Annotated in this window: 9 protein-coding genes and 2 pseudogenes; 10 read left to right on the plus strand and 1 reads right to left on the minus strand. The window is 31.0% G+C overall.

From position 1 onward, the window contains the following. A pseudogene (locus F6K15_RS28025) lies at nucleotides 1-695 on the plus strand (hypothetical protein); the annotation flags it as partial. Between the two features lie 242 nt (nucleotides 696-937). Here F6K15_RS28025 and F6K15_RS28030 read toward each other — a convergent pair. Continuing rightward, nucleotides 938-1,165, minus strand: a pseudogene (locus F6K15_RS28030) (hypothetical protein); the annotation flags it as partial. A gap of 107 nt (nucleotides 1,166-1,272) precedes the next feature. Between F6K15_RS28030 and F6K15_RS28035 the strand changes: the two are divergent. From F6K15_RS28035 to F6K15_RS28075, 9 genes are all read left to right on the plus strand, one after another. After that, the gene (locus tag F6K15_RS28035) at nucleotides 1,273-2,682 is read left to right on the plus strand and encodes a hypothetical protein (RefSeq protein ID WP_293067365.1); all 1,410 of its coding nucleotides are present in this window, start codon (nucleotides 1,273-1,275) and stop codon (nucleotides 2,680-2,682) included. Between the two features lie 77 nt (nucleotides 2,683-2,759). Next, the gene (locus tag F6K15_RS28040; RefSeq protein ID WP_293067368.1) at nucleotides 2,760-4,319 is read left to right on the plus strand and encodes a DUF1822 family protein; all 1,560 of its coding nucleotides are present in this window, start codon (nucleotides 2,760-2,762) and stop codon (nucleotides 4,317-4,319) included. A 207-nt stretch (nucleotides 4,320-4,526) separates the two neighbouring features. Continuing rightward, nucleotides 4,527-6,902, plus strand: coding sequence for a dynamin family protein (locus F6K15_RS28045; RefSeq protein WP_293067370.1), 2,376 nt, complete (start codon nucleotides 4,527-4,529; stop codon nucleotides 6,900-6,902). 125 nt (nucleotides 6,903-7,027) lie between these two features. Continuing rightward, nucleotides 7,028-8,314 carry a hypothetical protein gene (locus tag F6K15_RS28050; RefSeq protein WP_293067372.1) on the plus strand — a complete coding sequence of 429 codons (1,287 nt, stop codon included), beginning with the start codon at nucleotides 7,028-7,030 and terminating at the stop codon, nucleotides 8,312-8,314. Between the two features lie 154 nt (nucleotides 8,315-8,468). After that, on the plus strand, nucleotides 8,469-11,957 hold the full coding sequence (locus F6K15_RS28055; protein WP_293067374.1) for a hypothetical protein: 3,489 nt from the start codon (nucleotides 8,469-8,471) through the stop codon (nucleotides 11,955-11,957). Nucleotides 11,958-11,980: 23 nt separating this feature from the next. Further along, entirely contained in the window at nucleotides 11,981-12,808 is an 828-nt protein-coding gene (locus tag F6K15_RS28060; RefSeq protein ID WP_293067375.1) for a hypothetical protein, read from the plus strand. Nucleotides 12,809-12,930: 122 nt separating this feature from the next. After that, nucleotides 12,931-13,185 (plus strand): hypothetical protein, encoded by a 255-nt coding sequence (locus F6K15_RS28065; protein WP_293067378.1) that lies wholly within the window; start codon nucleotides 12,931-12,933, stop codon nucleotides 13,183-13,185. A gap of 93 nt (nucleotides 13,186-13,278) precedes the next feature. Next, nucleotides 13,279-13,854 (plus strand): COP23 domain-containing protein, encoded by a 576-nt coding sequence (locus tag F6K15_RS28070; RefSeq protein ID WP_293067380.1) that lies wholly within the window; start codon nucleotides 13,279-13,281, stop codon nucleotides 13,852-13,854. 269 nt (nucleotides 13,855-14,123) lie between these two features. Then, a complete protein-coding gene (locus F6K15_RS28075; RefSeq protein WP_293067383.1) occupies nucleotides 14,124-17,078 on the plus strand; it encodes a tetratricopeptide repeat-containing serine protease family protein in 2,955 nt (984 codons plus the stop codon). Nucleotides 17,079-17,275: the final 197 nt, after the last annotated feature.

Consider the following 17,275-nt stretch of genomic DNA (forward strand, 5'->3'; position numbering starts at 1 on the left):
AAAAAACTGAACATGACTCGGCTTTAAGACAATATGAACAGGCATTAAAGCAATGGCAAAATCAGGAATTGGCAACTACTAATAGCCACAGTCAAATTTTAACAAATCAGATTGATTTTATTCAAAGAAATAAGGTCATTGAACACTATAAACATCGGTTCAACCAGCTCGAAGTATTGTCTCCTACTCCGGGAAGCTCTGCACCAAAAGGTCGCACTGAATTTAGTTTTTATGATAAATTAAATCGTTATTTTCCTGGGCAAATATTAATAGATTACAAGATGGTAAAATATGTAGAATATCCATATACTCCAGACTTTATTTTACATTTACCAGCGTGGAACTTATATGTAGATATTGAAATAGATGAGCCTTATGATGCAAAGAAAAGGAAACCTACTCACTGTATTGATGTTCCGAAAGATACAAATAGAGATGATTTCTTTTTGGAGAAAAATTGGATTGTAATTCGTTTTGCTGAAGAGCAAATTGTAGAATCCCCTAAAAGTTGTTGTAAGTTCATTGCATCAGTTGTGAGTGCATTAACTGGTCAGTCAATTCCTGAAGAATTACAGAATACACCTAGATTGAAAGATGTGCCTAGATGGAATACAAAAAAGGCAAAACGGATGGCTCGGAAAAAATACCGCAATTATGTATCCACTCAATATGATGGGGTAGGCAATGATTTATAGCTGCCAAGACCAACCAAAGGAATTAACAGAAGAGCGATACGGCTGACACCACGCTCCGCGAACGCGAATAATAGTTGCCAGAGACGGAATCTTCTTATACCATAGAATGCTATACTTGATGATGTGACCGCATATATGTAAAAAAATTATTTAGATATGCGTTCACATACTTGTTTTGCGAGCCGAATGACTGGCCAAGATGTTTCATCTAAATGAATTGAAGGTTGTTATATTTTCACCTAATTTGACAATTGCTCTACATAAGGTTTAATTGCTTTGGTTAACTTTTGATTAGTGTTGACTAAAGTTCCCAGACCAATCTCTATTTTCCCCAATTCCCATAACATCTTTTGATCAGAGCTTGGAGTATCTTCAGCATTTTTTGCTTTTTCTGATTTTTTTAGTAGGTCTGTTGATGGTGGTTTGGAGGAAGTCTTACTGTCTAAATTTCGACTAATTAAAATTTTTTTAGCTGAAACTGCATATACTTATCAGCCTAACCTGAATATATAAATGAAAGAGCAGACTGAGAAACTTTTCACAAGAAGTTCTTAATTGTCAATATAAGTGAAATACCATGTGGCAAAATAAATTTATTAAACGTTTTGACAAAAACAACGGTAGTTGGCAAATTAGTCTACAACTAGAAAATAGTCTTAATAATTGGGTTAATAGTGTTGACAAACCAAATGAAGCTGATTTTGCTGATTTTTGTTTTGAACAATCTAATTTGCTCAATTTAGATAATATTTACACACAACATTTATGTGCTTATTTAGAAAATATTGGCTGGTATACTTCTCAAAGTATTCATTATAAAATCATAAGAAAAGGAGAAGATTTACGCAGTAATATTATTCATACTTCTGTAGAAGATATTTTTCAAATTTTCTGGGAGAAAGAAGCTAATAATCCTATAGTTTTTTATAAAAATTATAATCCCACTCTAGGAACGTTAGTTAAATATACCAAAAGAAAAATGAAATGCATCATTGAAGATGATGTTTTTGATAATCCAGTAGATACTCATACTGGTTATGGTTTATTAAAAAAACTTAACTCTGAAATCAAGAAGAAAGAGGCTTTACAAAGGCAAGGATATAATAAAAAAACAGATGTAATGTTTGATAATTACATTACTATTTGGAAGTTATTTAATGAAGTTTGTAGACATCATAAAAAAGAACCTAAGCCAGAACATTGGCAAACTTTAACTCAACTTTATAACAAAGATAATCAACCTACAGTTGAAGAAGAAGTAATTCAAGGCTGGATTAATAATATTTGCATTTCTGCTGCTAAAAACTATTTATCCATTCGGATACAACAACCTAACTCTCCTGAACAAGATATTATAGAACAACTACGAGGTGATAATAATACGCCTGAATACATACTAGAACAAGAACATTTTAATCATCTAACCAATCATCTAACCAACAATTTTTATGCACAATCTAGAACTAATTTTCAAGATTTTATAAACAACAATTTAACTCTTGAAGAACAACAAGTTATGTTTTTATTATATGGTTTAAACTTTAATCAAACAGAAGTAGCAGAACAGTTAGGATGGTATTCTACAAAAAATGATAAACCAGAGCAATTTAAAGTTAGTAGATGCAAAACCAAAATATTTAAAAAATTAATTAAATCATATATCGATGTAATTAAAACTAATCAAAATCAATTAGAATGGTTGAATTTAGATGCACAAGTAAAACTAAATTCAGAAATAATTAATTTAGCTAAAAATTATTTTGAACCTATATTGGAAAAGTATAACTCAGAGTCAATGAACCTTTTAGTTGAACAAGCGCTAAATCAAAGTAGTAATCAAAATGAATGTGTATTATTAAAACAACGAAAAAGCCAACTTAAAACACAAATAACTAATAGAATTTATCAGGAATTAAGAGTTTGTTTTTTAGATTCATATATCCTGTTATCAAAAATTAATGAATTAATTAGGGATTACTATGACTGATAATTTTTCTTAACAATTAATAGTGCATATTTCATAAAGCTGTTCTTGATAAAACTATAGATTGGAGGTATTCAAAAATGGGATTAACTTTAAAAGAATTAAAAATTATTGATGTAGAATCAGTTTGGATCGCTTTATCACTAGAAGATGAAAAAACCGAACTTAAAGAATCTGATTATGCTGATGAAACAGCGTATTACAATGCTTTTGTTAATAATCTTTGTTTAAAAGTAGTTGCTACTTGGTTAACAGAATATCTAGAAATAGATGAGCAAAAAATTACTATCTTTCCCACTCAAAAAGATGCACAAAAGCTCTGGAATTTTATTGATGGAACAGCTATTGAAGTAGAAAATACTCGTTTTATTATTGTCCCTGTAGAATCTGTAAATATTCAAGAATGTTCTATTCAAAAAGAGTGGATAGATTTACAAAATTGGATAGGTAACTATTATTTGTTCGTGGAAATAAATTTAGATAAACACTGGCTGAGAATATTGGGTTATACAACTCATAAAACCATAAAATCAAAAGGGAAATACGATTGTACAACTCGCACTTATTCATTAGCTAGAGAACAATTAATTGATGACTTAGAAGTAATGTGGATAGCTAGAGAACTTTGCCCAGATGAAACAGAAAAAGTTGAGCAGTTACCAGTTATTACAAGAAGTAAAGCTTTAGATTTAGCATCAGAAGTTCAAAATTATTTGTCGAGTGTTGCTCGCTTAAGTTTAGATTTTGAGCATTGGGGAGCATTATTAGAAAATCATTGGGATTTATTATCTATAAAAATACCAGTTAGCACAATCAATCAATCATTAAGTCCACTCAAAAATATAGTAGATATTTCTGAAGATATTATGATTAATTTAAAATCATGGTGGCAAAGACAATTTCCTAAAAACTGGTATCCTATATATGAACTTTTAGGTTCAAATGAAAGTAATTTTACTTTTGCATTTCGTGGAAAAGCAGGGTCGAGAGAATCTATTCCTGAAGATCGAAAAACTATTCCTGCTTTAATCCAATTACTAGATGATAAAGATGAAGAGACTCGCTTAAAAGCAGCAGAATGTTTAGGAAGAATTGCACCAAATAATGCAGAAGCTATTACGGCACTTATTGATTTATTTAATACCAGTTTTGATAAATGGACTCGTCATCAAGCTATTGATAGTTTAGAACGAATTGGTAAAGGAAATAAACAAGCAAGTTCAGCTTTATCTCAATTACTAAAAACTCTAGAAGAAGATGAATTTCGGTGGAAAGTTGCACTTGCTTTAGGAAAAATAGATCCAGAACATCCAGAAGGTGGTGTAAGTCGTGCCAAACAAATTGATTTAGGTATGGAATTAGCAGGTCATTCGGTAGCTTTATTGGTTGCTCAAATGCCTAAAACAGAGCAAGAAACAGATATTTTGGTGCGAGTTCGCCCAATGCAGGAACATCTTTATTTACCTTCTGGTTTGCAGTTAATGATATTCGATCAGTTTGGGGAAAAAGTTGATGATGTTCATGCTAGAGATGCGGATAATTTGATTCAATTACCGTTTTGCGTTGAGCCTCCAGAGCGCTTTAGCATTACCGTTGAATTAGGAAAAGTCTCTCATACAGAGCAATTTACCAGTGGTTGAAAAAAATTTTTGCTGTTGAAGTGCATATTTCTGAATTTTTATCCTGATGAATAAGTACCAGGGCAGAATTAACCTAACATTTTTTGGAGGGTAGGTATAAATACATTGATGCCAGAGGTAAAAGGAATGTAGTTGGTTTAGTAAATACACAAATAATTTTGCACGACTACTTAAATAGCAAGTTAATTACAAAGGATAATTAAAAATATGCCTACTATTGCAGACATTGAACAAAGAGTACAAGTAATTCAACAGGAAATTAAACAATATTTACCTGATATTACATCTGAACAAGCAAAAAAATTTGCTTACCAAGTAATTCGTTTAGATTTAGTTAAGGATTATAAAACAAAATATCCTGAAGATTTTAATTACTTTGAACTCAAGGATTTGTTTGTTGCTGCTTGTAAATCACTAGATTATACTAAGCCTTATCGTATTGCTATTATTGGTAATACAGGTGTTGGTAAAAGTACCTTTAATAATAGTTTAGTAGGGCGTAATCTTTTGTTCACTCGTGCTGAAGGAAAGGCAGCAACAGGAACAGTTTTAGAAATATTTTTTGTTGAGGAAAATGAACAAGAAATTGCAATTGTTGAATATCGGAATCAAAGAAAGATTAAAGCTTTAATCAAAAAAGTATTTCAAAAACTCAGCGAAAAAAATCTGATTAATATTCCTAATTGGCAAACAGTAATTGATGGTTCTCCTATTGACGATAATTTTAGGATGAATCTTGGTAATTTGAATCCTCCAAATAATCTTGGTTCAGGAGAACAGACTTTATTCCAACAATATAAAGATACTGTTGTTGATATTATTGAACAATATCTACTACACGGCAATTTAAACTCAGAAACTTTTTACCTTAATAATCCAGAACATTTACAACAGCTAAATCAATTAACTGATGAAAACAGTTTATTAAACAACTCCGATAATCCTAACCCTAACCGTAGAATTGGCTTGATTGAAAAAGTAATATATAAGATTAAACCTAACACGCAAAACGACAATTTAGGGCTAGAATTTCCTACGAATGTTTGTTTAGTTGATTTACCAGGTTTAGATGGTAGTTTATTACATGATTTAATTATTCTTGATGGAATAAAAGATGCTGATGCGGTTATTTACATTAATAACCCCAAACGAATTGATACTAATGCCGATCTCCAGTTACTAAGTGAGGTCAAAAGTTCAATTACTGTGAACAATAATAGAGATTCCTACAAAGGTATTTTCTTTATCCTAACTTCCAGAGATAATATTACCAGGGATGAAAACTATGATTCAACTCAATTGCCTCAAAATATGAGAGATTTCATAGATAAGTTTTTGCCTGGTTATACTCAACAGTTATCTAATCGAAACGATGAGGGCGATCCTTATTTTTATGTATCATCTATTGCTGCTTATTACGCTAAAAAGTTATTGCGAGGAGAAACTTTATCAGAAGAATTAAGACAGACTTATGAACAAGCTTGTCTTGGTTTAAGAATCAGAAATTATGATGATTATAAAGCTGTATTAAATGCTAGTCGGATGCCTAAATTAATTGACAAGTTAAAATATTTTGTTCTGAATGAGCGCATCGATCAGCAAATTAATAATGGTAAAATTGCTCTTGATTCGATTATGATTTTTTTGGTTAATAAATATACTCTAGACCAAGAACAACAAACTCGCATTATGGGTAATTTGTCTTTGGATGAAATTCAAACACAAACCTTGCTAAAAAAAGAAAAATACCTGAACGAGTTAGTTCAAAAGTTTAGCGTCAAAGAATTTAATTCTTTATCAGGATATCAGAATAAATTGTCTGCTTCAGTAAACGAAATTTGCCAAGAAATAGATATAGCAATTCAAAAACAAATGCCACAAATTTGGCGAAAGTGCGTATCAACAGGAAGACCTTTAAATAATGGAAAGCCTGAATTAGCTGTATTAGCAAAAACATTTTTGTTAGAAGTTCAAACTAAATTATGGCATCAACTAGGATATCGGATGGTTCGTTTTAGTGAACAGTTGGTTCAAGAATATCGCAATAGCTTACAACAAGAAAACTTAGTTAGAACAATAACTAGAGAGTGTTATGAAACAGTTCAATATCAAGAATTAGAAAATAAATTAAACCATTGGATTGAGAAACAAATGGCCTTTAAACTAAAGGAAATTGCTTCTCGTATAGGTTTAGTTTTCTTGGGAAGGTCTCAAGATGATTTGTTGAATGATAATTCAGAGATTCTTAAAAAGAATAAATTTCTTAGTATTATTCGGCAACTTCCTCAACAAGAAGAACTTGAACCTGAGAAATTTAAGCCTTTAGTACAAGAAATTCACGACCATTATACTCCTATTATTACTAGCTACTGTCTTACTGCATTAATTAATGTATATCGCTATGAATATACTGTAATTGAAGAAAATTTAGTAGATTTTATTCGTCAGACTTTTCATAAGTTACTTTACACTCCTAATGCTAGAGCAAAAGATAAAATTCAAGGGGAGTTTAATCAACAACCTGGATGGCGAGTATTAGCAAAAATTGAAAATAAATTAGCTTTATTAAAAGCAATTCCTTAGTTCTAAAAATAGGGAGTATCAGAGTTTTAGTATTTGATTATTTTCATAAAAATTTTAACTCTGAAACACCCTAAAAATAACATAAATATATTCACAATCATAAAATGCAATAGTAGGTAAATATTATGATTCTCAAAGATTTTCTTCAAAATAACAATAATCACGCACTAACTCAAATTCGGATTGGTATTTGGGGTGGAGTTGGTTCTGGTAAAAGTATTTACTTAACTCGACTTTTTGAATGTTTAGAAAAATCACCAAATTATAGAATTGCAGCAGATGACAAAGCAATTGAATTTATTCAAACAAATAAACATATTTTAGATAATGAGAAAAGACCAGGTTCTCTACTGAAAGAAACAGACCCAGCTATGAGTGAATTAGAAATTTTTCGTTATACCATAACTTCTCAATCTAGTTGGTTTCAAGATGTAACAATTGTTTGGGAATTTATTGATGCTAGTGGTGAATTTTACGAAAATCCTGATAGCAATGTACAAGTAAGTGACGGAGAAACTACTTATAACATTATTGAATATTTAATGAGTTGTCATGGAATTATTTTTTTGCTCGATCCTCTGCGCATATTAAAGACAGAACAAACTAAAACTTATCGTAAATTATTATCAGATTTGTTCATTGAATTTAGACGCAGGTCTCGATCTAGTGTCAATCAAAAAGTAACTCCTTTAGAACAATATATGGCATTTTGTGTGTCAAAAGTTGACGAGGAAGTCGCTAAAATTGATGGGAAAATTGTTAAAAAGACCGATGTAACTGAAGAAGAATATCAAAGAATTAACTCAGAAGATGATAGAGATTGGTTATGGAAAGCTGGACAGAATCCCTATGATTTAGTTACAGAAATAATGGGAGAAGATATGACGACAAAATTAAGTACAGAATATTGTCGGGTAGAAACAAAGCCTGATAAACGAGAGAAACCCCATCCTCAAAATCGTTGTAATTTTTATGCTATTTCTGCATTTGGACGTTACAGAGATGAGCGAGGAGAATTATGTACAGTTTTTGAAGATATTCAGCCTCAAATTCCTAATTCTAATTCACCAGATGCAGAAGAAGAAAAAAATACAAATGTTTGGGGAAATCAACCAGATTGGAATTCAGCTTTTTGCAATAATTCTAATAATCAAGAGTCGCAAACATCAAATTCATCAACGGGTTTTACTTGGGAGCAAGAGGAAGAGTATTCTAATGTTCCAGAACCTAATAAACTAATTATTAAAGAAGGAGTACCTATTAATTCATTCAATATAATTGAACCTCTTGAATGGTTAATTAAAGGCATTCGTAAACATCCACCTATTCTTTTCTCGGATCGGCAACAAACATCATCAGTTCAAGAGAATCAAAAAAGAGTTAGATCCAGAAGCAGAAAAAGAGATAATTAACAGGACTTACACACCAAAACAAGAAACCGGGTTTATTGCCCTGATTATTGTTTCTCAAATCACAAATTTTCGTATCATAACCCGGTTTCTACGTAAGTCCTAATTAAATAAAATTTAGACCCATATTGACAAAATATAAAATCGAACAAAAAGTATGAATATACCATCAGCATTTCCCCAAATAATTTATGGAAAATTAGTTGGTAATAATGATTCTGAATATCAAATTATTGCTTGGAATAATCAACATACTTCTGCTCCTAATCTTCCTCCTTATCGCTTTTGGGGTCAAAGTTCTCCTGATGTTAATAACATTAGAACTGTTGGCTTAGTTTGGGATAAAAATCAACCTATTTTGATTCAAGCAACTACACCAATCAATCCTAAAACTAATCAATTTTTTAGATTTACTGATAGTAAACGTAGTTTTACACAATATCGTTATGTATTTTTAACTTCGGAATTTTTAACTCACATTGAAGGAAGAATTTATCAATTATTAGAATGGTTGTATAGCCAGACAATTGAGCTTTATCCTCAAGTCAATCAAAATCTTGATAATTTAGAAATTACTTTGTCTTCAGAAACGAATAATGATTCTGAAATAGTTGAATCTTTTTTAAATAATTCCAACTCTAATCATTCTTTGATTTTTACTACACAGAATTATCTGTTAAGCAAGAAAAGAGTTTTATTGACTTCTGATAAATTATCGTTTAAGCCAAATGATTTTTTAGCAACTTTATTATTATTATTTCCTATTGCTATTCGTTGTAAAGTTTCTATAGCAATAGGAATAATAGATGAAAAATATTGTGAGTGGGCAGACTTAATAATTAAATTAAATCAATCAAATGGAGGGTGGTTTAATCAAAATCGTGTCTCTGATAATGTAGTTTGGTTAAATCAATTTTTGAATAAAAAACAAGAAGATTTATCATTTAATTCAAATTATGTTAATTGTCTGCAATCAATTACTCAAAATACCAATCATTTATCTGAGTTGCTGACTCAATTAAACCAGATGAATAGCGAGAAAATAATTTTGGTTCAACCTATTCATCCTCAAGCTATTATTCCTTTGATTAAACTTTTACCAAATGAACAACAGAAAGATTATTTAGAGCGGTATGTATCAAATCTAAATCCTGCACAATTACGAGAAACTATTCCTTTATTAAAAGAGAATCAGCAAGGGTTATTATACATTGCTCAGGAATTAATTAAACACGATCAACAAGAATATGCTACTCAGTTTATTGAAGTTTGGGGATTAATTACTCAACCTGAAGCTATTTTACCATTCATTAATCCCCTGTCTCATTTTACAGTTGCTTTACTTAAACAAGGTTTACTGAATTATCATTTTGATAGATTGACTGAAGGTTTAACTAATTTATGTTGTCAAGTTGCTCGTATTATTTCTCCGGATGAAGCTTGGTCATTTGCTTGTGAATTAGAACAATATTTTATTAATTATCCCCAAAGATATATTAAGTTACTTGATGCACCATTTTCTCAGCCATTTCAGGTGAATTCAGAATTATTTCAAAATCCTGACTATCTTCATAAAATTATTGCTTTAATTCCTCAGTTACCAGAAGGCGAGCAAGATAGTTACTGGAAAAAATATTTGGGTAATTTAAACGAGAGACAATGGGAAGATATTATTGATTCAATTCAAAGTGAAACAGGTATTAATTGCGCTTGGAATTATTTGTGTAATCTTAGACTTCAAAATGAAAGTAAATATGCCAGTTTAGCAGTTAAACTATGGTCAAAAATGACTGCAATACAGCAGATTAATATTTTAGATAATCAGCTAAATCAGCATTTACCTTTAGCAGAAAAATTAATTAATTGTAATTTACATATTCAACCACAAACAGAAGAAATTACGGCAAAATTACGTTTACTTTGTCAAAATGTTATCGAATATAAAGCTAGAGCTGATGTTAGTCAAGGTTGGAGTTTAGCTGTAAAACTAGAAAAAGATACTATTTTTAAGTCCGTACAAGATAAATTTGATTTATTCGATTCAACTTTTGTTGCTGATTTTAGAGAAACTGATTTTTATCAAGTATTTGGTTTGAAAGTAGTCAATTTCTTACCTTACTTAGATGCAAATAAAGTTATTTCGAGTAAATTTTCTCGCCAACTTAAAAAGAAAAATTTACAAGCTGCTAATTTATTATATAGTCTATTTACTAATAAAAATCAAGATTTATCTGAGGTTCCTCAGTTTACTATTCTAATGCGAATGAATGTCAAACAACAAGATAACTTTTATTACGATCTACTTAATAACTGCCAACTAAATTATGTTTATGCAAAAAATGTATTGATTAGTTTATTAAAGTTAAATGAACAGCAAAAAATTGAATTTATTTTTACTTCTTATGTAAAAACTTGCAGTTACCTTACAAAGGATAAACCAGAATTAAAAGATATCATCAATCAGTTTAATCAAGGTGATATAAATTGGCAAATTTGGTATAGATTAGGCAATTTGCTATGGGATAATCCGCAATCCGCTTTGCTATTTTTAGATCGACTTTTAGGCAGACATAAATTTAAAATTGAAATTTTAAAATGTTGGTTATCTTTTATTAGTGATAATAAAATAACAATACCAAAATTTTCTCAAACAAGCCATACTTGGCAGTGTTTACAAGAAAATGAGTTTTATCAACTATTAAATACTACTCCTGAATCAGCGATTATTTTGACTCGTTGTTTACGCGACAGTCAGCGTCTTAATTGGATTAAAGAAGATTTGCTCCATTGCTTAGGGGAGATTTGGATTAAACAAAAAAGTATTGATGAAGATTTAAAATTTTTAATTACGATTCCGAATGTGGTTAAAAATTTCACTGTTGATGAACATTTAAAATTGATGGAAATTAAATTTAGGCTAGTAGCTATTAGTCATCCTAATAATAGGAATTTACCCTGGACTAAGCAAAATATATCAAACACTAGGTCTAATTCACCCCATAAAAATGAATTGCATTCTGCTCCGCAACAATCAAATATTACTACTTCAAAACAGTATAAATCTGAAGGTTTTGATTTGCTCAAAAATCCCTTAAATCAACCTACTTTATCTAATGAAGATAAAATAAATCTAACTCGTTTGGCTAAAAAAATAGTACAAAATTATGAGAATATTTTTCCTCAACAACTTCAAATTATACTTAGTGATTGTCAAAGTTGGGGATTAAGTGAATCTCAAATAAAGGAAATAATTAAAATAGCAAAATCCCCAACTTATACTATTTCTCTGTTATTTCCTTATTTAATATCTTCAAATTTTAATCCAACAGAGGATATACAGCTTTTAGAACAATTTTTGCAACTTGAGCCGAAGGATAAACAAGAAACCGAGGATTACAAGAAATTAATTAAGGATTTGTTAATTCAAGATATTAAATCTAACAGTGATTTTGAATATATTGAATTACTAAGGAGTAAAGTACCCGAATCATTTCTTGAAAAAGCTTTAGATGAGGTAGTAAAAAGCTTAATTTTAACAGAATATTTACTGAATTTGAGAGACTTGTGCATAAAACTAAAATCCTATTCTGATATACATACAAGACTAGCAAAAATGATCGTGAAAAATCTTGACAATGTTCTTTGAGTAGAAATAAGGAGAATATAACAATGGTATTATTTACGACTACATGGAATTGTACAGGAAATGACGAATTTCGTCATCCACAAATCACAAATCATACTCATAAATGTTCATACTCAGAATGCCATCAAAACTGTCCTCCATTTGTTAATTTGTTGTTATGGCTAAAAGGAGATAATTCTGAGCAGTTATATCAACGTAAGATTATTGTTTGGTCATTTCTTGGAGTTTCTCTAAGTTTATTTTGCTATTCCTTATCTCAAGAAGTATTAGAACTTAAAGCTAAAAATCAAAAACTTTATTCTCAACTGATAGCATATCAAAGTAACAATACTAATCTCTCAGATAAAGTATCAAGAATGAAGGATGATTATGAGCGCATTACTAAAGAATTAAATGAGGTGAAACAGGATTTGATTAATTCCCATAATAGTTTGGCACTTATGACTAATAAAAGAGATACTTTATTAACAAAATTAAACAACTATGACTATCGGAATCTAACCTTTTTATATATTCCAGAATCAAGAAATGTTCAGCCAGTTTATTCAGGAAATAATCTCCCATTAAGAGGTCAATTATCTTCTTCTCAAAAAGAGCATTTTTACTATCTTGATGTAAAAAATCAGAGTAAATTTAACTTGGCTTTATCTAATTTAAGTAATAATGCTGATATTTATATAGTTGAATTATGTCGTGATGGTAGTCAAAGAAATGTTTCTAAATCAACTAATGGAGGAACAGCAAATGATGTTTTTACTCTCAATCTTAATTCTGGTATTTATATGATTAAGATTAAACTTCAAAATGACAGTTCAACATCTTACAACTTGAATGTGACTCGTAAAACTTAAGTTAGTCTACCCGGCATTGTTAAAACAATTTTTCCTGGATTCAGGAAAAATTTCATATTTTTTATAAGCAATAGTCGTTTTACTTTGGATAACAAAATTAATTTTAGAAGGTATTTAAAAGTATGTCTTGGAAATGTAAGAATGGGCATCCAGAAGTAACTAATTATGGCAACCAATGTCAAATTTGTGGATGTAATCAACCAGCACCAAATTTGCTCAAAAATACTAGACTATGGCTAATTCTGGTAAGTTTTGTATTTTTCTTAGGAGGAGGTTATGGAACTTATTTATATTTTAAACCTTGTCCTTCTGGTTTATACAAGCAAGGCTTAAAATGTCACTCACAGAGCATCTTCATTAATCCTAACCCACGTTAGCCAAGAAAAGTTTACAAAAGTTAATACTATCTACTGCATATATATTGAAACCTATACCTGATATGTAATTAGAAAATTCAAAGAGGTGCTGTTATGAAGCATTTATCTAAGACGGCAATAATTTTAGTAGCTACCCTTGGTGCTGCTGCTTGTTCTAATGTTTCTAATCCTTTGTCTAAAATTACTAATTCTGAACCAGAAGTCAGCTATGCTTGCATTACTGATAGTAGTGGTACTCCTACTACTGTAGCTCAAGGCAAACAACGGGGTGATATTCCTATTATTCGCTGGACATCAAATTTTGGTTCGGGTGCAGGTTATACTCCCCAAAGTCGTTGTGAAGAAGTCTCTGCCAACTTCCAAAAATACTACAAACAGGGAGTTTTAAACTATATTACTACTGGACAAAAAAATAATTACGATATTATTTGCGTTTCCAATGAGTTAGGTGGCGGATGTTTAAATGATGCAAGTAAAGGACAACTTTGGACGCTTAAATCTGAAGATAATGCTAGCGAAGTTATTCCCAAAGTTTTTGATGTGGGTTACATGGGTTCTGCACCTTTAAGCCAAACTGATGGAAGTGATGGAAGTGTAATCATTCGTCAAGGTTCGCAGGTTTATTTAGATATCAACAAACATCTACAGCAAGCTCCAACTATGCGCTAAATCTGGTTGTTTGTCTCTTTCAAGACTTACACGCGGAAACCTAGAAACCGGGTTTTTTCCTAGTTGTCTATTATTCAAACCAAGGATTTCTCCTGGTAACTTGGTTTCTTTGCACAAGTCTTATCTTTTTTATTAAACAGGAAAAGTAGAGTGCGTTACCAACGCACTTTACATAAACTACTAAAGTATTGTGTTGGATAGCGATCGCTTCGAGATACAGCTCCGCCAACACATCATCAAAACTTGCAAACCTACTACTTTCAAAAGTTATGAAAAAGCGATCGATATTAATTTCTATTCTGTGTTTGAGTGGTTTAACTGTTGGAGGTATCTTCTTTACTCCTGCTATTGATGCCATCCAAGAAGAATTATTTGCTGCTCAATGTGACAATCAATGGGTAGCTACAAATCCTAGTTTAACCGATATTCGAGAACAAGCGAAGTTAATTACTACCAAAATTTACAGTAAAGATAGTGGTGGTTCTGGAGTAATTATTGCTCGTCAAAATAACACCTACACAATCCTTACTAATCAGCACGTTCTCAGTCAAGATTCTGACTTTCAATATCAAGTAAAAATGCCTGATGGAGAAATTTATGATGCTGAAGTAGTTAGAAATATTAGCTTTGCTGAGGATGATATTGCTTTATTAGAAGTGCGTAGTGAGAAAGATTATCCCACTGCAAATATTGCTCCAAAAAATTCTCCTATTTCTCCAAAAGATACTGTTTATGCAACTGGTTTTCCCTATGATAAGGAAGAAGTAATTGCTAACGAAGGAAAAATTATTCAACAATTATCTAAATCCTTTGAAGGTGGATATCAAGTTGGTTATACAAATGATATTCAAAAAGGTATGAGTGGAGGTCCAGTTTTAAATAAACGAGGAGAATTAATTGCCATTAATGGAATTTTGGCTTATCCTTTGTTTGGTAAAAAATACATATTCGATGATGGAATTACTCCGACAGAAGCAGAACAAGAATTGATGCAAAAGTCTAGTTGGAGTATTCCTATTCATACCGTAGTGTCTCAAGCACCAGATATGTTTCCTCCAGGAGTAGTCAGGGAAAATAATGCGCTCGCTCGTCAAATTTTAGTTTTTATTGATGATATAGATGATGTAGATGAAGAGAATAAGAGGGATAGTAATGGTTCTGGTGTAATTATAGCTCGCGATGGAAATACCTATACTGTTTTAACTTCTGCTCATACTTTTACAGGTAAACGTTCCAGTGAATATATTAACCAAGATCCTACTCAATTTTCTATTCCTACGAAAACCTATGAAATTTTAACTGCTGATGGAAAATGTCATAGTATAGACAGAAAAAGTATTCGCTTTCTTGACGAAGCAGCTAATCTAGATTTAGCAGTATTTAAGTTTACTAGCAGACATAATTATTCTGTAGCTAAACTTGCTGATTATCAGTTAGCAACACAAGAGAGTCAATGGATATTTGTTTCAGGATGGTATCCTACAGAAACAGGAATTAGTAGACCTTTAAATCCTGGTGTTTTATTTAGTAAAGAACAAGGAGCATTTAATGCTAGAAATTCTGATTCTCAAACTGAAGGTTATGAGTTAGTATATACAAATCAAACTAAAGGTGGTATGAGTGGAGGTCCAATATTAGATACTGAAGGGCGATTAATTGGTATTCATGGACGTGCGGATGGTACTAATTATAATGGTGAAAATTTTTATCTGGGTTATAGTTTAGGCATTCCCGTTAGTAAGTTTTTAAATGTTGCTAATTTAGTTGATATTAATCCAGAGAATTTAGAAGTAGCAACAAACAAACCACAACAAACTACTGACGAAGAAAAGACAGAAATTTATAATCATTTTCAGTTTGATGTTCCCTCTGAAGAAGATGGTGCAAATGCTTGGATAAATTTTGGCAATCAACTATGGCGATTTTTTGAGTATGATTATGCTATTATAGCTTACAACGAGGCGATCAAAAAAGACCCTGATTCAGCTTTAGGTTATTATGCCAAAGGATTAGCTCAACGAAATCGAGGGTATAATACAAATAATATTCAATATCATCGTGAGGCTTTGGAATCCTTTGAAAATGCTATTAAATATCAAAATAATTTCTATGAAGCATGGCGAGAAAAAGCCAGAACTCTTTTAGTTTTAAAAAACGAGGAAGAATATCCTAATGCTTTAAATGATGCTCTTTTTGCAGTTGATAAAGCAATTAAGCTATCTGATACAGATATTAATTTGTATGTGCTTCAATCTAGTATTTACTTTTTAATGGAAAGATTTGATAAAGCAAAAGAATCATTAGATGAAGCCATTATACTTGCTAAATATAAGCAACCAATGCTCTATGTTTATAGAGGAAATATATTAGGAGCAGATCAAAAACTAGATGAAGCAGAAAGAGATTTTAGTAAAGCAATTGAACTTGATGAAAATTCTCCCGATATCTATTTAGCTCGTGCTAGTTTTTATTACAATAGAAAACAAGATATTAATAAAGCAGAAGTAGATTTTGCTAAAGCAATTGACTTAAATCCTGACTATGCTGAAGCTTATTATCAGCGAGGAAATATGCGTTTAAATTGGGGTAAGTATCGAGACGCAATTAAAGATTACGATCAGGTAATTAAGATTTTACCTTATTCTCCTGCTGCTTACTATCAGAGGGGTTTTGCTTACCGTTGGGTGGGAAATACATCTGATGCTTTCAATGATTTTAGTAAAGCTGCTGAATTTTACAAACAACAAGATAATACAATCTATGCTCAAGAAGCAGAAAAACGGGCTAAAGATTTAAGAGATGGGGTAGAAAGATTAGCTTTATTTGAAGGTAAGGCATGGAATAAAACTGCTAAAAAAGGAAGTAAAATTTCAATAGAAATTTTGGAATTAGACAGAAACAATAAATCAATTAAAATTCAAGTAGCTTGGTCACAAGGTTTATATGGAGAAGGTCAGTTATCAGGAACAATTGATGAGAATAACAATGTTACTACAACTGGAGAAACATTCGGTTTTCAAGCAGGAGGACTTTTTCAAAATCAGATCAACTTTCAAATTGTTGATAATCAAATAATTAATGCAACTTATACTTTTATCCCTAAAGGAGTAACTACACATTTTAATCTTCAGGAAGGAGAATTTTATGAAGTATCTCAAACTGAAGGTGAACCTCTTGAATTAAATCAAGAAGAAGAATATAATTATGTGGATATTTACAACTGAATATTTTAGATTGTAGATGACAAAGTAGGGACGTTGCATGCGAAGTCCCTACAGAGTTATCATTTTTTTTAGTATAGTTCATTGACCTCAAAACTACTGTAATAACCAGAATTGTTGAAAACATTCCTGAACCTTACTTATTACTTAATAACTGAAGTATAGAATTAAGTATAGCATTATTTTTGGGAATCAGTATG

Source organism: Okeania sp. SIO2B3 (genome assembly GCF_010672525.1).
Classification (GTDB): Bacteria; Cyanobacteriota; Cyanobacteriia; order Cyanobacteriales; family Microcoleaceae; genus Okeania.

Bases quoted from the DNA above. Each gene is read 5' to 3' on its own strand.
- F6K15_RS28035 (WP_293067365.1), top strand. From the start codon at position 1,273: ATGTGGCAAAATAAATTTATTAAACGTTTTGACAAAAACAACGGTAGT.
- F6K15_RS28040 (WP_293067368.1), top strand. From the start codon at position 2,760: ATGGGATTAACTTTAAAAGAATTAAAAATTATTGATGTAGAATCAGTT.
- F6K15_RS28045 (WP_293067370.1), top strand. From the start codon at position 4,527: ATGCCTACTATTGCAGACATTGAACAAAGAGTACAAGTAATTCAACAG.
- F6K15_RS28050 (WP_293067372.1), top strand. From the start codon at position 7,028: ATGATTCTCAAAGATTTTCTTCAAAATAACAATAATCACGCACTAACT.
- F6K15_RS28055 (WP_293067374.1), top strand. From the start codon at position 8,469: ATGAATATACCATCAGCATTTCCCCAAATAATTTATGGAAAATTAGTT.
- F6K15_RS28060 (WP_293067375.1), top strand. From the start codon at position 11,981: ATGGTATTATTTACGACTACATGGAATTGTACAGGAAATGACGAATTT.
- F6K15_RS28065 (WP_293067378.1), top strand. From the start codon at position 12,931: ATGTCTTGGAAATGTAAGAATGGGCATCCAGAAGTAACTAATTATGGC.
- F6K15_RS28070 (WP_293067380.1), top strand. From the start codon at position 13,279: ATGAAGCATTTATCTAAGACGGCAATAATTTTAGTAGCTACCCTTGGT.
- F6K15_RS28075 (WP_293067383.1), top strand. From the start codon at position 14,124: ATGAAAAAGCGATCGATATTAATTTCTATTCTGTGTTTGAGTGGTTTA.